A 15,563-nucleotide genomic window follows, 5' to 3' on the forward strand; every position below is an offset into this window, starting at 1 on the left:
AAATCTACGCATCGATGCGCACACTGACCGAGTAACGGTCATAGACTAGCCTCATTCCTAGTGCCCTGAGTTGCAACGAACTTCCAACCCAAGGCACTAGAGACGTTGACATGAGGAGCATGGACGTGCCCACCGGACCCTTCAGAACCGAACATGACCTATTGGGTGATCGTGAAATCCCACAAGAAGCCTATTACGGTGTTCATACACTGCGCGCCGTCGAGAATTTTCCGATCACTGGTACGCCGATCTCTATCTACCCGGAGTTGATCAAGGCATTGGCGGCGATAAAGCAGGCCGCGGCACAGGCCAACCATGAACTTGGCTTGCTCGACAAGACACGCTGCGACGCGATCGCCGGCGCGTGTCAGGAGCTGATTGCCGGAAAGCTGCACGACCAGTTCGTTGTCGACGTGATCCAGGGCGGCGCCGGCACCTCGACCAACATGAACGCCAATGAGGTCATCGCCAACCGCGCGCTCGAACTGCTGGGGCATCAGCGAGGCGAGTACCGGCACCTGCACCCGAACGAGCACGTCAATATTGGACAGAGCACCAACGACGTCTACCCTTCCGCGCTGAAGGTCGCGACATGGTTCGGGATTGCAGGTCTCGTGGACGCCATGGTTGTGCTGCGCCAGGCCTTCGAGGCGAAGGCCGGCGAATTCGCCCATATCATCAAGATGGGGCGCACCCAGTTGCAGGACGCCGTGCCGATGACGCTCGGCCAGGAATTCAGCACCTATGCCGTGATGCTTGGCGAGGATGAGGCGCGCCTGCGCGAAGCGGCGATGCTGATCTGCGAGATCAACCTCGGCGCCACTGCCATTGGCACCGGCATTACCGCGCATCCGTCGTACGCGCCCGTGGTGCTGCAGCACCTGCGCACAATTACCGGCATTCCTCTGGAAACCGCGCCCAACCTGATCGAAGCCACCCAGGACTGCGGCTCCTTCGTGCAGCTATCCGGCGTATTGAAGCGCGTGGCCGTCAAGCTTTCGAAGACCTGCAATGATCTGCGCCTGCTGTCGAGCGGTCCGCGCGCGGGGCTGGGAGAGATCAACCTGCCGCCCATGCAGGCCGGCTCGAGCATCATGCCGGGCAAGGTCAACCCGGTCATTCCTGAAGTCGTGAACCAGATCGCTTTCGAAGTCATTGGCAATGATGTCACCGTGAGCTTCGCGGCCGAGGCCGGCCAACTCCAGCTCAATGCGTTCGAGCCGATCATCGCGCACAGCCTGTTCAAGAGCATCAGCCACCTGCGTAACGGCTGCCTGACGCTCGCCGAGCGCTGTGTCAAAGGGATCACGGCGAATGCCGATCGACTGCGCGCGACCGTCGAGAATTCCATTGGTGTCGTCACGGCGCTCAACCCCTACATTGGCTACGCCAACGCGACGGCCGTCGCGCAGGAAGCGCACGCCACAGGCGGCAGCGTCTATGAGATCGTGCTGCAGAAGGGCTTGCTGTCGAAGGATGAGCTGGACCGCATCCTGCGTCCGGAGACGCTGACCCATCCGGTGCCGCTGGATTTGCACGGAAAGGATGGCTGAAGACAGGTCATCCGAAAGGAAAAACCGGAGCCGTGACGCTCGCTCGCGTCATGGCACTGGTGCCCGTGATCGAACACGCAGGGGGCATCGTGACAGGCTGGAACGGGCAACCGGTCGATAAGAATTTTTCGGGTTGGATTTTGGCGGCGTCGACACCGGCTCTGCACCGTCAGGCGATGTCAACGCTCGCTTGCCTCTGAGTACAGTCGCGAGCCGGCGCTACGAGAGGCTGGCAGCCACGAATGCCATTAGGATGGCCAGGCACGCCAACCCCGTCCTCCCCACAGCCCCCGCAATTCAGCAAAAAACTAATAAAAAGCGGGCCGCAGCCCGCTTCCGCCTCCTGCCCGACCAATCAGGCCTTGGCCAGCTTGACGCTCGTCGGGTCAGCCGTCAGGTAGCCGACCGCCGCACCGGCACGGTCCTTGTAGTTGGCTCGCACCAGCGGATCCAGCGTGGCCTGAACCTTGGTGTGCAGGCTGCCCCAGTCACCGGCGTGCTGGAAGTTGCTCATGATGTAGGTCCAGCCATTGATCTCGTCCACGGCATGCAGGCCCGTGGATTCGCCACCGGCGGGCACCGACATCAGGCGCGACAGCTTCTTCGTGTCAATGTTGTAGGCCCACAGGAAGTTGTTCACGTGCTGGCCACTGTCTTCGCCGATGAACAGGGTGCGCAGCGTCTCCGAGAACTTCAGGTTGTCCGGGTTGGCGATCCATTCCGGGTCGGCCGTATTGCCGAGCACGTCGCCCAGGATGTCGTGGCCGTTGAGCAGGGCCTTGGTGCGCACCGGCACCCATTCGCTGTTGATGGCGTCGCCGTCCAGGTCCTTCCGGCCGCCGTCGAGCTTGTGCTGCATCACCGCGCCGGCGTTGAGCGCCTTATCGACCGAGATGCCGCTCTGCGCATTCCAGCCCTTGCTGCTGTTCAGCACCATCGAGTCGACAACGTTCTGCAGCGCGGAGTAGGCAACCTTGTCCTTGATATTGACCGTGGTGCCTTCCATCTTGGTGAAGCCCATGCTGCCGCCCTTCAGGTAGGCGTAACGGTGGGTTTCGAGGAAGGCCGCGGCTTTCTCCATGCCAGGCTTGAGGCGAACCCAGTTGGCCTTGCCGCCGACGAAGATCTTGGTGTAGCTGATGTCGAGCGGATCGGTGGTTGCCACATCCATGATATCGCCCGGCGCCGTGGACTTGGCCAGCGCCTCGATCTCGGCGCTGGTGGCGTGCCCCAGCTTGACCCACGTCAGGTCGGCGCCCGCCGCGGACGGGTCGATCGAAAAGCCCGAGCCTACCTTGGCCACATACAGGGTGCCCGCCGACAGGTCCTTCTCCTGGTCGGCCACGAACATGAAGAGGCCGCTGTTGGTGGCATCGTCGCCCATCAGCACGGTGCGATTGTCAGGCATGACCTGCACCAGCTCATGCGAGATGCGGCCCAGGCAATAGTGCTTGCGGATGGTGCCGGTGCCGTCGGCGTTGACCGTCACTTCGGGCAGATGGCCGTAGAGGTAAGGATTGGCGGCGGTCTCGCTGCCATAGAGGTTCTTGCTGTAGGCCTTGAACTGGTCGTTGGTTGCGATCGTGAAGGCGTCCGGCTCGTACTCCTCGCTCGACAGGTGCGTGTTCCACGGCGACAGGCTGGCGCCGCACGTGATCCACAGGCCGTTGGCCGGCGAGGTGTCCACGTTGTGGTACTTGACCAGCGTGAGCTTGCCGGTGGCCGGGTCCTGGTCCAGCGTCAGCACGGCGATCGGCGACGGCAGGCGGCCATAGGTGTCGGCACCCGACTGGTCACGCGTGTTGTATTCGAACTGCACCACGGCGAACACTGTGTTGCCCTTCACACCGCTGACCTTGGCGCCCTCGATCTTGAGCAGCGAGGTGCCGTCCGGGGCGTCGGAGTAGAACTGGCGCTCCTTGCCCGGTATCGACGTATCCGTGATCGGCTGGTTGTTGATGTCGTAGTAGCCGCCGGCCAGGATGGTGCCGCCCTTGCCGTCCGGCACCATGTCGCCGGTCACGAAGAAGGGCTGGTAGGCCAGCTTGAAGGTCCGGCTGCTGCCGTCGCTGAAGTTGACCTTCATGCTCGAACCCACGGTGGTGGTGGCCATGGCGGCCGGGTCGGCCAGCGTCGGGGCGCTCATGCCGGTGAATTCGGCCGTGGTGAACGTGGCCTCGGGGGCCGGGGATTCCGTCGGCGCGGCAACGGCGTCGTCGCCACCGCCACAGCCCACGAGCAGGCTGGTGGAGGCCAGGCCCAGCGGCAGCATCGGCGCACCGGCGAGGATTTTCAGCGCCTTGCGGCGCGAGGCATCAGGTTTGTCGAACATGGTCTTTCCCGGGGAAGGTGGCGGCAGGTCAACGCGACGCCGTCCGCTTGTCATGGAAATCAGACATGGCGCGGCAATCGCGCCCTCGTCGCTGCGCATCCTATGGGCGGTATGTGACAAGAAGTTGACGATGAACCACAAAGCCGCCCTGCGGCCGGCCCGGTCCCGACCGCTGCGGTAAACTTCCGTTTTTCCTGCCCGGCAGATTCCACTTGCCCACCTATACCCTCGCCGCCCCGGTCGAAGCCGAACTCGAGATCCGCAAGAGCCGCTTCCTTGCCCTGGCGATCCCCGTGCCCGACCGCGATGCCGCCATGGCCGTGCTGCAGTCGCTGCGCGCGCAGCATCCCACCGCCACGCACGTGTGCTGGGCACTGCTCGCGGGCGGGCAGTCCGGCATGTCGGATGACGGCGAACCGTCCGGCACGGCCGGACGGCCGATCCTTGAAGTGCTGCGCCACCATGACTTGGATGGCGTACTGGCTGCCGTGGTGCGCTACTACGGCGGCGTCAAGCTGGGCGCCGGCGGGCTGGTGCGGGCCTATACCGATGCGATTGCCGCGGCGCTGAAATCGGCGGAACGGATCGAACGCATTGCCTATGGCGAACTGGCCGTGGAAGTCGACTACGCCGACGAGCCGCGCGTGCGCCGCTGGCTGGAACAAGCCGCGCCAGACGGCTGCACGCTGGCCGGCACCGCCTACGGCGCCATGGCGCGGCTGGTAATCCGCCTGCCGGCCGCGCAGCGCGACGCTGCGCAGGCAGCCTTGCGCGACGCCACGCACGGGCGGGCGCAGTTTCCGCAGACCGACGATGACGGCGCCACAGACTGAAACCGGCGACACCCCGGTGGATGAACAAGCCGAGTTCACCGCGCGCGTGCTGCCCGCCGATGCCACCTTTGCCGCGCCCGCAGGCCTGAGCCTGCTCGAGGCCGCGCTGCTCGACGGCGTGGCGCTGCCCAATTCCTGCCGCAACGGCACCTGCCGCGCCTGCGCCAGCCGGCTCCATGCGGGCGCTATCCGCTATCGCATCGAATGGCCGGGGCTCAGTCCGGATGAGAAGGATGACGGCTGGATCCTGCCTTGCGTCGCCTGTCCCGTCAGCGATGTGGTGATCGAGCCGGGCAAGCTCGAATAGGCTGTTGCCCGCGCGACATGCCTGGCAAGCCAGCCACTGTCACCTGTCCGCAAAAAACCGCAACGCGATCCGCAGCGCATCGGGGCCGCGCGGATCCGAGAACGCCTGCGCGGCCGGACCGCCACTCCATGCATGTCCGAGGCCCTCGATCCTGACGAGCCGCACGCAGGTTTCGCCTTCGACAACCCAGTCGGACACCTCGGCCGGCAGCCGCTGTCCGCGCTGCACGCGGCGTGCGGGCAGCACAACCAGCCGCGCCGACGGTTCGGGCAGCAGGTCCAGCCACAGGCGTGCAGCGGTCATCGCATTGTCGAATATGACCACGGCGTCCGCGTCGCCGTGCAGCAGCAATAGCGGCGGCAGGCGTCGTCCGGCCAGCCACAGGCGCATTGCCTGGCGCGCCGCGGCGTCAGGCACGCGCTTGCCGCGCATGGCCGCGGCGGCCTGGGCCGCGTTGCTGGCACTGTAAGGCACCGCCCCCGAATGCGAGCCCACGGCGGCAAACCGTTCCGGATAGCGCAGGCCCAGCATCATCGCCATCGCGCCGCCGGCGGACAGCCCCATCACGCTGACGCGCTCCGCCCGCACCGGATAGCGTTCGCAGACATGGTCGATCATTGCCATCAGCAGCGCGGCCTCGGCGCCGCCGCGGGTGCCGGGACGGAACCAGTTCCAGCAGCGCTGCGCATTGGCCTGAGACGACTGCTCCGGCAACAGGACCACGCAGCCCGCTTCACGCGCCACCGCTGCCGCGCGCGTGACCGCGGCAAAGCTGGCCGCGTCCTGGCCGCAGCCGTGCAGCAGCACCAGCATGGGTGCGCGCCGCCTGGCCGTCACGCCCGCCGGTATGAAGATCCGGTAGTTGCGCTGCGCGAGCGGGCCGAGTCCGGCGGTGCCCGCTTCCCAGCGCCCGCTGCTGCGGCTTTGCGGCGCCGGCACGGGCGACGCCACGCCGGACAGCGCGCGTTGCGTGGCCTCGGCCATGGCCGAGGACTGCTTCACGGCATTGCGCACGATGGCCTCGGTCATCGGTTGCGTCACCGTCTTGTTGAGCGCCCGGGTCATCTCGCGCCCCATGCGCCGGGCCTGGCGCGTGGCAGTCTTGCCCAGCGCCTTCCACAGCTGTGACGTGCTTCTGCCGCGGCGTCCCATATGCCTGGCCTCCCGTCCGGATTGCGTTGACGGGATCGATTGTGTCAGGCTTTCCCTTCAGGCTTAAGACCGCCCGACAACACAGGGCATCAGAGGCCGCGCAGCGCCAGCTCCGCGCCGAGCACCAGCAGGCCGCAGAAGAACAGGCGGCGGAAACGTCCGGCGCTGATGCGGTGACGCAGCCACTGGCCGATGAACATGCCGCCGAGCGCCGGCAGCAGCGCCAGCACCGACGCACCAAGCACGGGCAGGTGGAGCAGCGAGCCGCCCATGGCCAGGCTGATCGCCAGCGCGATGGTGGAAACCGTGAACGACAGGCCCAGCGCCTGGACCATGCTTTCCTTGTCGAGCCCCAGCCCTTGCAGGTAAGGCACGGCAGGAATCACGAACACGCCCCAGCAGCCCCACCGCCACGGTCGGCAGGCCCAGGCCCACTACCCCTTTCACAAAGCCGGCCAGCAGGAAGGTGAAGCCGACAAAGGTCATCTCGGCGACAGGCAGGGACATCGACATGTGCGTCCTCCCTCAGCGCCCCGCGTGGTCATGGACCGCGCGGCTGTCGGCCGGCGCCTGGTCGCGCTCGTCCAGTCCGTAGTCGCGCAGCACCTGCGCCACGCGCAGGCGGTAGCCCGCGAACACGCCGCCGCGCCCGGCCGCCTGGGCCTGGCGGTGCTCCTCGGTATTGCGCCAAGCCATGACCGCGGCCTCGTCACGGAAGAACGACAGCGACAGGATCTTGCCGGGCGTGGTCAGGCTCTGGAAGCGCTCGACCGAGATAAAGCCGTCGATGGCCTCCAGCGTCGGCCGCAGCTTCGCGGCGAGTTCGAGATAGGTGTCCTGGCGCCCCGGTGCGGGCTCGACTTCGAAGATGACTGCGATCATGGCGGAGATCTCTTTGCGGAATGGATCGGGGACGGCCAACGTTTCAATCGAAATGCGGAATCCGTGCATTGTGCGACGGCCGGTAGCGGAACGCCTGCGCCAGCGCAGCCGGCAGTGCGCCACGCGCGAGCAGGGCTTCGACCGTCGCAGCGGCAAGCGCCTGCGCGAGCGCGTCGCCAGGGCACGCATGGCGGCCCGCGCCGAACGTCCACGGCCGTGCATCGTCATCGCCGGACGCTGCGCACGACGCGGCCGCAAGCAGCACGAGTACGGCATCGCCCGCCCTGACGGGCACGCCGCACAGGCGCGCGTCGGCGGCCAGGAAGCGGCGTGTATTCTGCACCGGCGGGTCGTCTCTTGCGACGCGCGCTGCCAGTTCAGGCAAACCGTCCACAGCCGGCCCACTGCGGCCGATGCGCAGCAGCATATTCCCCGCGAGCCCGGCCGTGGCCTCGCACGCCTGCACCATCAGGCCGATGGCGTTGGCCGCCACGGCTTCCGGCGCGATGTCCTGCGCTTGCGCGGCTTGCCGCAGCGCTGGCAGCAGCCCCGCGTCATCTGCCTGGCACGGCACCTCGGCTGCCGCAAGCAGCCATTGGTTCAGCCAGCGCGCCGCGTCGGCGCCGGCCGCGACATCCTCAGCCGTGGCAAGCGGCGACTGCGCCGCGGCGTAGGCAGCCACGCGCGCCGCGACAGTCATGGCATCGACACCCGCGCGCACGGGTAGGCCAAGCAGGTCGGCCACGGTAACGACGGGCAGCGTGGACACCCAGCGGTTGACAGCGGCGCCGGTGGCAGGCGCCATGCCGGGCACCGCATCGAGCGCCGCTGCCAGCATGGCCGCGCGCGCCCTGGCGGTGCCGGTATCGATGCTGGCCATCAGTTGCAGCAGGATAGCCTTCAGCGGCGCATGGCCAGCACCGTCGTTCATGCGAATCAAGCGCCCGAACAACTCGCCCGCCGCAGTGCCGGCAAGCGCGGGCGGCACGGGCTGGGCCGGAGGACGCACGCGGCAGTCAGGGTGTGCGAGCACGGCAGCCACTTCTGCGGGGCCCGCGGCCACCCACATGCCGAGCCGCTCATCAAAGCCAAACGGACGATGCGCAGCCAGCCCGCGGTAGTAGGGATAGGGATCGGGATGGGTGACGGCTTCGAGCGGGTCGGCAGGCATCATGGCGTGACAGATTTGGCGGTTGTCTGATCAGCCACCCGCGTCGACAGTCTTGCGGGCAGCTCCAGCGTATGGTGAATCTTTGCACCGTCCCTTGCGAAGAAGCTTCGTGGCGAGATGAAATGTCGAATGCATGGGCCCCGGCGTGAGGCCGGGGCCCAGGTACCGCTATGCCAGGCCAGGCAACGGGGCATCCGTGGCGACCAGCCCCTGCGCGCGCAGCGCCTGCCAGAATGCCAGCGGAATCTCTGCCTTCGCGAGCGCCAGGTTGCCGGCGATCCGCTCCGGCCGGCTCGCGCCGGGGATAACCGCCGCCACGGCGGGATGCGCGAGCGAGAACTGCAGCGCGGCGGCGCGGATATCCACGTCGAACTCCGCGCACAGCCGGCGCAGGGCATCGACCCGGGCAAGGATCTCCGGCGTCGCCTTCTGGTACTCGTAGTGCTCGCCACCGGCCAGGATGCCGGAGTTGTACGGCCCGCCGACCACGATGCCCAGGCCACGGTCGATGCTGGCGGGCATCAGCGCGCGCAGCCCATCGGCATGGTCGAGCAGCGTATAGCGGCCCGCGATCAGGAAGCCGTCAGGGTCGGCCTGCTGCAGGGCCAGTTCGCACGGCTCCACGCGATTCACGCCCAGGCCCCAGGCCTTGATCACGCCCTCCTCGCGTAGCCGGGTCAGCGCGGAGGCGGCGCCGGTCATCGCGGTCTGGAACACATCGCGCCAGGCCTCGCCGTGGAAGTCCCTGGCCGGGTCATGGATCCAGACAATGTCGAGCCGATCAGTCTTCAGGCGCTGCAGGCTGGCTTCGATGGCGCGCAGCGTGCCGTCGGCGCTGTAGTCGTAGACGATCTTGTTGGGCAGGCCGTGTTCGAACAGGCCGCCCTTCTCGCCGAGGTCACGGCTGGCCGTGTCCTCCGTCTCGTCGAGCACCAGCCGGCCCACCTTGGTGCTGAGCACATACGCGTCGCGCGGGCGGTGCTGCAAGGCGTTGCCGAGCCGGATCTCCGCAAGGCCCGCGCCGTAGAGCGGCGCGGCGTCGAAGTAGCGGATGCCCTGCTCCCAGGCAGCGTCGACGGTGTCGATCGCTTCCTGTTCGGGGATGTCGCGGTACATATTGCCGAGCGGCGCTGTACCGAAGCCGATTTTCGTCGGTATGGAAATTCGCATCTTTGTCATTGGATGGATCGTGGAACGCCATTCAGGCGGCGGCGCCTGCAAGCGCTGTCAGTGGTCCCTGCATCCGGTGGAACGTCAGGTCGGATGCCGTGAAGAACGCCATGGACCGGCCATTGATGAAGTCGTCGACATGCACCACGGTCGCGCCGTCGGCCTCCTGCCACGAGATCGCGTAGACGCCTTCGGCGATCTCGCGCCATTCGCAGCGCGATTCGCCGCTGGCGCCCGCATACGGGCCGGAGACGATCGCGTAGCGGATCGACTGGCCATCCTCGGCATAGCGGTTGTGCGCGGACAGTCCGTCATAGTCGACGCGGAAGCTGCGGCCGGCAAACGGCGGCTTGCTGAGTAGAATCTGGCTGGTCATCGATCAGGCTGCCTTGGCGTTCAATACCGGATAGTCGGTCAGGCCGCGCGCACCGCCGCCGAACAGCGTGTCGCGGTCATGCGGGTTGAGCGTGGCGCCCGAGCGCAGGCGCTCCGGCAGGTCCGGGTTGGCCACGAACGGGCGCCCGAACGCGATCAGGTCGGCCCAGCCCTCGCTCAGCGCGGCCTGCGCGCGTTCCGCGGTGTACTTGCCCGCGTAGATCAGCGTGCCCGGATAGACCTGGCGCAGCCGCTGCTTGAATTCGACAGGCATGTGCGGTGCGTCGTCCCAGTCCGCTTCGGCGATATGGATGTAGCCCACGCCGATCTCGCCAAGCATCTTTGCGGCAGCGGTATAGGTGGTCTCCGGATCGGCATCGACACAGCCATTGAGCGTGGTCAGCGGCGCCAGGCGGATGCCGACGCGGTCCTTGCTGCCCGTACCTTCGATCAGCGCCTGCGCCACGTCGCGCAGGAAGCGCAGGCGGTTCTCGAGCGAGCCGCCGTACTCGTCGGTGCGGTCATTCGCCCCGGAATCGATGAACTGGTTGACCAGGTAGCCGTTGGCCGCGTGCAGTTCCACGCCGTCGAAGCCCGCCGCCATCGCGTTGCGCGCGGCCTGCCGGAACTCGTCGACGATGCCGTGGATTTCCTCGACCGTCAGCGCGCGCGGCTGGGACGCCTGAACGAAGCCGGGCATGCCGCCGCGCTCGGCAACGAACACATTGACGCCCTGCGCCTGGACCGCCGATGACGACACCGGCGCCTGCCCGTCGAGCAGGCTGACATGGCTCAGGCGGCCGACGTGCCAGAGCTGCGCGAAGATGCGCCCGCCGGCTGCGTGCACGGCGCTGGTCACCTTGCGCCAGCCATCCACCTGCGCCGGCGTGTGGATGCCCGGCGTCCAGGCATAGCCCTTGCCGAGCGGAGAAATCCAGGTGCCCTCGCTGATGATCAGGCCGGCACCGGCACGTTGTGCGTAGTACTCGGCCATCAGCGCATTGGGGACGTCGCCGGGCTGGCTGGCGCGCGAGCGTGTCATCGGCGGCATGACGATGCGGTTCGGCAGCGGCAGATTGCCGAGCGAGTATGGCTGGAACAGCGGGTTGCGCGTATCGGACATGATGGACATCTTCGCCTCCCTCAGTCCCACACCGGTGCCAGGCCCTCGGGGCTGACCTCGCGGCCATTGCGTTCGAGCGCAGCAATCTGCGCCATGTCGTCGGCGTCGAGCTTCAGGTCGCGCGCCAGCAGGTTGCTGGCCAGGTTCTCGCGCTTCGTCGATGAAGGGATCACCGCGTAGCCAAGCTGCAGCGCCCAGGCCAGCGCCACCTGCGCCACGGTGGCACCGTGCTTCGCCGCGATCTGTGCCAGCACCGGGTCCTTCAGCACCTTGCCGTAGGCCAGCGTCATGTACGAGGTCACGGTGATGCCCTGCTCCTTCAGGAACGCCGTCAGCTTGCGGCTCTGCAGGTACGGGCTCAGTTCGATCTGGTTGGTCGCGATCACGCCCTTGCCGACCACCTCGATAGCCTGCCGGGTCAGTTCGACATTGAAGTTCGAGATGCCGATCTGGCGCGTGAGCCCCAGCGACTTCGCCGCGGCCAGCGCTTCCATGGTCTCGCGCAGCGGCACGCCGTTGCCCGGTGCCGGCCAGTGGATCAGCGTCAGGTCGACATGGTCGGTGCGCAGCTTGTCCAGGCTCTCGCGCAGGCTCGGCACCAGCTTGTCGGCGGCGTAGTTCGCAGTCCAGATCTTGGTGGTGAGGAAAAGGTCATCGCGCTTCACGCCGCTTTCGGCGATGGCCTGGCCGACGTCGGCCTCGTTGCCGTAGATCTGCGCGGTATCGATGGCGCGGTAGCCCACCTCCAGCGCATTGCGCACGGAATCAACAGCGGCCTGACCGGTCAGGCGGAAAGTACCGACACCAAACGAAGGAATGCTCATGGGGTAACTCCTGATACAGAGACAAGAGAAAACTGGGAATGAACGCAGTTTGCCGGCTTTACATTTGCAAATTAAGCCGTGTATAAGTCAAATTCATTTGATTTGAAATCAACAATGAAGACGACCATCGACGAACTGCTCGCCGGCGAGATCGCCTTCGTGCTTGGATTTGAATAGCTGAACTCTTTCACGCGCGCCTTCCAGACCTGGGAAGGGACCAGCCCCGGCCGGTGGCGGACTTCGAAGAGCCACTCCGCATCACAGCGGCCCCTGCAGTAGCTGCGGGGGGTACAGAGGCCCGGACTGACTCTTGACCGCGCGGCTTGCGCCCGCCAGAGCTGTCAGTTCGGCATCTTTTCGTCAGCGCGAAGTGTCAGGACGCGGACGCCATTACGGGTCACGGCTACTGTGTGCTCGAACTGCGCGGACAGTTGCCCATCGCGCGTGACGACCGTCCAGCCATCGTCTTCGGTGTGAACCACATGCCGCCCCTGGTTGTTCATCGGTTCGATTGTGAACACCATGCCCTCCCGCAGCACCAGGCCTGTATTCGGCCTCCCCCAGTGCAGCACCTCCGGAGGCTCGTGCATTTCCCGACCGATGCCATGCCCGCAATATTCCCTTACGACCGAGTAGCCATTTCTGCAAGCGTGCCTCTCGATGGCATGCCCGACATCACCAAGCCTGGCGCCCGGACGAACGGCCTTGATGCCCTTCCACATGGCTTCATAGGTTACCTGCACGAGCCTTCTGGCCAGCGGCGACACGTCACCAACGAGGTATGTCTTGCTCGAATCAGCGATGTAGCCATTCTTCTTCAACGTGATATCGAAGTTCACGATATCCCCGTTCTGCAGGACCTCTGCAGCGGATGGAACGCCGTGGCAAACCACGTTGTTGCGAGAAGCGTTGAGCGCGTAGGCGAAGCCATACTGCCCTTTGCTGGCTGGGCGTGCGTTGAGCTCGTTCACGATGAAACTGTCGACAAGGTCGTTGACCTGCATGGTGGACATGCCGGCCAAACTGAGCCGATCCAGGTAAGCAAACACATCCACCAGCAACTTGCCTGACTCCGCCATCAGGGCGATTTCCTCCGGTTGCTTGGTCATGTCGAGGCCATTTTCAAGTCCTGTGCCACAACGCCTGCGGCTCGCAGTTCGCGAGCAACAATCTCATTGAAGCTCTGCGTCGGATTCATCTCGCACAGCCGGCACAACGAATAGAGAAAGCCGGCAATCAGACCGGCGAGACTGACCGCGCAGTCATCGCCTTGGGTCGCACACGCAAGACAGGGCCTTCCTGAATGGCCTCCAGGCTCCACAGGAATCGGCCAATACAAAAGGCATGCCTGGGTAAGTTGCCGCGAGCCCCGATGTCGGTACGCACTGGCGCGTCGCCAGGGAGTTACGCTTCAGCAAGTTCTGAGTCACTGACCTTGACCTTCCCATCATGGCAAGGATTACGCTTTGCGTGTGGCGGTAGATGAAGGTTGGCCATGCGACGAATAATCCTCAAGGAGCATGCAGAATGACCCGCAATGAAGAAGTCGTCTCGCACACCGATGAAGGCATCGGACAGAAGGACGCGCCTCACGATGGTTGCTCTCATGGGGAGGGTGGGCCTGGTCACCAGCACGCGCATCACTCCGGCGCCGTCGCAGCAGCGGAGCCTGGAACGCTGAAAGAACCAGGGAAGTATGTCAAACCGGTTGCGGAAGCGCCGGCCGGATCGGCCCCAGCCGGCACGATATACACATGCCCGATGCATCCGGAAATCCGTCAGGACCACCCAGGCAACTGCCCCAAGTGCGGCATGGCGCTCGAGCCGGTAATGCCGGGACTGGATGAGGAAGAGAATCCGGAGCTCACAGACTTCCGCCGCCGGTTCTGGTGGACATTGCCGCTCACGGTTGTTGCGTTCATTCTGGCCATGTTCGGTCACCGGCTGGGTTGGATGGAGGCCTCCACGCAGAGTTGGGTGGAGTTGGCGCTGGCGACTCCCGTGGTGTTGTGGGCGGGCTTGCCATTCTTCGAGCGCTGCGCCCGGTCATTCGTCAATCGCAGCCCGAATATGTGGACGCTTATCGGGCTTGGCACCGGTGCCGCCTACCTCTATAGCGTCATCGCCACGGTCGCGCCCGGCGTGTTCCCGGATGCGTTCAGCGAACATGGGCGAGTCGGTGTGTACTTCGAAGCCGCGGCGGTCATCATCTCTCTTACGCTGATGGGGCAGCTTCTCGAACTCAAGGCCCGGTCCCAGACCTCGGCTGCCATCAGGTCGTTGCTCGGCCTGGCACCCAAGACCGCGCGCCGCATCAGACCGGATAGGACGGAGGAGGATGTTCCCCTGACACACGTGCACGTTGGAGACATGCTGCGAGTCCGTCCAGGCGAGAAGGTACCTGTCGACGGCGTGGTCACCGAAGGCTCGAGCTCGCTCGACGAGTCGATGATTACAGGCGAGCCCATACCGGTTACCAAGCGGGTTGGCGACCACGTCATCGGTGCCACGATGAACACCACGGGCAGCCTTGTCATCACGTCCGAGAAGGTCGGCTCGCAGACCGTCCTGTCGCAAATCGTTCAGATGGTGGCTCAGGCCCAGCGTTCCAGGGCGCCCATGCAGCGCATGGCGGACAAGGTATCCGGCGTGTTCGTGCTTGTCGTCATTGGCATTGCGCTGTTGACATTTCTTGCCTGGGGATTCTTCGGGCCCGAGCCGAGCTGGGTCTATGGGCTGATCAATGCGGTTTCCGTACTCATCATCGCGTGCCCTTGCGCGCTTGGCCTGGCCACACCGATGTCAATCATGGTCGCGAGTGGAAAAGGCGCTTCAAATGGCGTTCTGTTTCGGGATGCTGCCGCGATTGAGAATCTCCGGAAGGTGAATACGCTGATTGTCGACAAGACTGGCACCCTGACTGAAGGCCGGCCGGCATTCGAACGCGCCATCGGGAACAACGGATTCAGCGAGGAGGAAGTGCTGAGGCTGGCGGCAAGTCTTGACCAGGGGAGCGAACACCCACTGGCAGCCGCCATTGTCACGGCTGCACGCGAGCGCAACCTGGCGCTTGAGAAGACGGAGAACTTCGAGTCCGGAACCGGCGTCGGCGTGCGCGGTGTGGTCGGTGGACGCAAGCTCGCCCTCGGCAATACGGTCTTGATGCAAACCGAAGGCGTCTCGACGGATGCGCTGACCAGGGACGCTGACGCGCTGCGCGCTCAGGGCGCCAGCGTCATGCACCTGGCGGTGGACGGCGTGCTCGCGGGAATCCTGGCCGTGTCAGACCCAGTGAAGTCCACCACGCCTGAAGCCCTCGCAAGGCTCAGGGACGAGGGCATTCACGTGGTGATGGCGACCGGCGACGGCGTGGCGACAGCCAGGGCCGTGGCGGCGAAGCTTGGCATTGATGAGTTTCACGGCGAAGTGAAACCTGCAGACAAGTTGGCGCTGGTGTCAAAGCTGCAAGCCGAGGGCAAGGTTGTCGCGATGGCTGGCGACGGCATCAACGACGCACCAGCGCTTGCCAAGGCGGATGTCGGCATCGCCATGGGAACCGGCACGGACGTCGCGATGAACAGCGCGCAAGTGACCCTTGTCAAAGGAGACCTGCGCGGCATTGCCCGGGCACGGCAGCTGTCCGAGGCCACGATCCGGAATATGAAGCAGAACCTCGGCTTTGCCTTTGTCTACAATGCGCTGGGCGTTCCCCTGGCTGCGGGGGTCCTGTACGCGTCTACCGGGATGTTGCTGTCCCCCATGATGGCCGCGCTGGCGATGAGCCTCAGCTCCGCTTCCGTCGTCTCGAATGCATTGCGGTTGCGCAAGGCGAGGATCTGAT

Annotated in this window: 13 protein-coding genes and 1 pseudogene; 4 read left to right on the top strand and 10 right to left on the bottom strand. The window is 65.4% G+C overall.

Going from position 1 to position 15,563, the window contains the following annotated elements:
• Nucleotides 1–119: 119 nt before the first annotated feature.
• The gene (gene aspA / locus LDO29_RS07175) at nt 120–1,553 is read left to right on the top strand and encodes an aspartate ammonia-lyase (protein ID WP_224079078.1); all 1,434 of its coding nucleotides are present in this window, start codon (nt 120–122) and stop codon (nt 1,551–1,553) included.
• Between the two features lie 355 nt (nt 1,554–1,908).
• On the opposite strand, the gene LDO29_RS07180 is transcribed toward aspA, so the two are convergent.
• Entirely contained in the window at nt 1,909–3,885 is a 1,977-nt protein-coding gene (locus LDO29_RS07180; RefSeq protein WP_224079079.1) for a PhoX family protein, read from the bottom strand.
• A gap of 212 nt (nt 3,886–4,097) precedes the next feature.
• Between LDO29_RS07180 and LDO29_RS07185 the strand changes: the two genes are divergently transcribed.
• Both LDO29_RS07185 and LDO29_RS07190 read left to right on the top strand, forming a co-directional pair.
• Nucleotides 4,098–4,718, top strand: a complete 621-nt coding sequence (locus LDO29_RS07185) for an IMPACT family protein (RefSeq protein WP_224079080.1) — start codon at nt 4,098–4,100, stop codon at nt 4,716–4,718.
• A complete protein-coding gene (locus LDO29_RS07190; protein WP_224079081.1) occupies nt 4,699–5,025 on the top strand; it encodes a 2Fe-2S iron-sulfur cluster-binding protein in 327 nt (108 codons plus the stop codon). Before LDO29_RS07185 ends, LDO29_RS07190 begins: the two co-directional genes overlap by 20 nt.
• Before the next feature lie 39 nt (nt 5,026–5,064).
• Here the strand turns inward: LDO29_RS07190 and LDO29_RS07195 are convergent, their stop codons facing one another.
• The 9 genes and pseudogenes from LDO29_RS07195 to map form a co-directional block, all read right to left on the bottom strand.
• Nucleotides 5,065–6,177, bottom strand: coding sequence for an extracellular catalytic domain type 1 short-chain-length polyhydroxyalkanoate depolymerase (locus tag LDO29_RS07195; protein ID WP_224079082.1), 1,113 nt, complete (start codon nt 6,175–6,177; stop codon nt 5,065–5,067).
• An 89-nt stretch (nt 6,178–6,266) separates the two neighbouring features.
• A pseudogene (locus tag LDO29_RS07200) lies at nt 6,267–6,572 on the bottom strand (TSUP family transporter); the annotation flags it as partial.
• A 130-nt stretch (nt 6,573–6,702) separates the two neighbouring features.
• On the bottom strand, nt 6,703–7,059 hold the full coding sequence (locus LDO29_RS07205; protein ID WP_224079083.1) for an antibiotic biosynthesis monooxygenase family protein: 357 nt from the start codon (nt 7,057–7,059) through the stop codon (nt 6,703–6,705).
• 43 nt (nt 7,060–7,102) lie between these two features.
• Complete coding sequence (locus LDO29_RS07210) at nt 7,103–8,233, bottom strand: cytochrome P450 family protein (protein WP_224079084.1); 1,131 nt, start codon at nt 8,231–8,233, stop codon at nt 7,103–7,105.
• 165 nt (nt 8,234–8,398) lie between these two features.
• Nucleotides 8,399–9,400, bottom strand: coding sequence for an aldo/keto reductase (locus LDO29_RS07215; RefSeq protein ID WP_224079129.1), 1,002 nt, complete (start codon nt 9,398–9,400; stop codon nt 8,399–8,401).
• A gap of 31 nt (nt 9,401–9,431) precedes the next feature.
• The gene (locus LDO29_RS07220; RefSeq protein WP_224079085.1) at nt 9,432–9,776 is read right to left on the bottom strand and encodes a MoaF-related domain-containing protein; all 345 of its coding nucleotides are present in this window, start codon (nt 9,774–9,776) and stop codon (nt 9,432–9,434) included.
• Between the two features lie 3 nt (nt 9,777–9,779).
• Nucleotides 9,780–10,898: an alkene reductase gene (locus tag LDO29_RS07225; protein WP_224079130.1), complete on the bottom strand. Its 1,119-nt coding sequence runs from the start codon at nt 10,896–10,898 to the stop codon at nt 9,780–9,782.
• Nucleotides 10,899–10,918: 20 nt separating this feature from the next.
• Nucleotides 10,919–11,722 (bottom strand): 2,5-didehydrogluconate reductase DkgB, encoded by an 804-nt coding sequence (gene dkgB, locus LDO29_RS07230; RefSeq protein ID WP_224079086.1) that lies wholly within the window; start codon nt 11,720–11,722, stop codon nt 10,919–10,921.
• A 341-nt stretch (nt 11,723–12,063) separates the two neighbouring features.
• Nucleotides 12,064–12,831 (bottom strand): type I methionyl aminopeptidase, encoded by a 768-nt coding sequence (gene map, locus LDO29_RS07235; RefSeq protein WP_224079087.1) that lies wholly within the window; start codon nt 12,829–12,831, stop codon nt 12,064–12,066.
• Nucleotides 12,832–13,483: 652 nt separating this feature from the next.
• Between map and LDO29_RS07240 the strand changes: the two genes are divergently transcribed.
• Nucleotides 13,484–15,562 (top strand): copper-transporting P-type ATPase, encoded by a 2,079-nt coding sequence (locus LDO29_RS07240; RefSeq protein WP_224079131.1) that lies wholly within the window; start codon nt 13,484–13,486, stop codon nt 15,560–15,562.
• Nucleotide 15,563: the final 1 nt, after the last annotated feature.

The sequence above is a fragment of the Cupriavidus laharis genome, assembly GCF_914271435.1.
GTDB lineage: Bacteria > Pseudomonadota > Gammaproteobacteria > Burkholderiales > Burkholderiaceae > Cupriavidus > Cupriavidus laharis.

Coding starts and splice junctions, on each gene's coding strand:
- LDO29_RS07195 (WP_224079082.1), bottom strand. CDS start 6,177: ATGGGACGCCGCGGCAGAAGCACGTCACAGCTGTGGAAGGCGCTGGGC.
- aspA (WP_224079078.1), top strand. CDS start 120: ATGGACGTGCCCACCGGACCCTTCAGAACCGAACATGACCTATTGGGT.
- LDO29_RS07240 (WP_224079131.1), top strand. CDS start 13,484: ATGCATCCGGAAATCCGTCAGGACCACCCAGGCAACTGCCCCAAGTGC.
- LDO29_RS07220 (WP_224079085.1), bottom strand. CDS start 9,776: ATGACCAGCCAGATTCTACTCAGCAAGCCGCCGTTTGCCGGCCGCAGC.
- map (WP_224079087.1), bottom strand. CDS start 12,831: ATGACCAAGCAACCGGAGGAAATCGCCCTGATGGCGGAGTCAGGCAAG.
- LDO29_RS07215 (WP_224079129.1), bottom strand. CDS start 9,400: ATGCGAATTTCCATACCGACGAAAATCGGCTTCGGTACAGCGCCGCTC.
- LDO29_RS07205 (WP_224079083.1), bottom strand. CDS start 7,059: ATGATCGCAGTCATCTTCGAAGTCGAGCCCGCACCGGGGCGCCAGGAC.
- dkgB (WP_224079086.1), bottom strand. CDS start 11,722: ATGAGCATTCCTTCGTTTGGTGTCGGTACTTTCCGCCTGACCGGTCAG.
- LDO29_RS07225 (WP_224079130.1), bottom strand. CDS start 10,898: ATGTCCGATACGCGCAACCCGCTGTTCCAGCCATACTCGCTCGGCAAT.
- LDO29_RS07210 (WP_224079084.1), bottom strand. CDS start 8,233: ATGATGCCTGCCGACCCGCTCGAAGCCGTCACCCATCCCGATCCCTAT.
- LDO29_RS07190 (WP_224079081.1), top strand. CDS start 4,699: ATGACGGCGCCACAGACTGAAACCGGCGACACCCCGGTGGATGAACAA.
- LDO29_RS07180 (WP_224079079.1), bottom strand. CDS start 3,885: ATGTTCGACAAACCTGATGCCTCGCGCCGCAAGGCGCTGAAAATCCTC.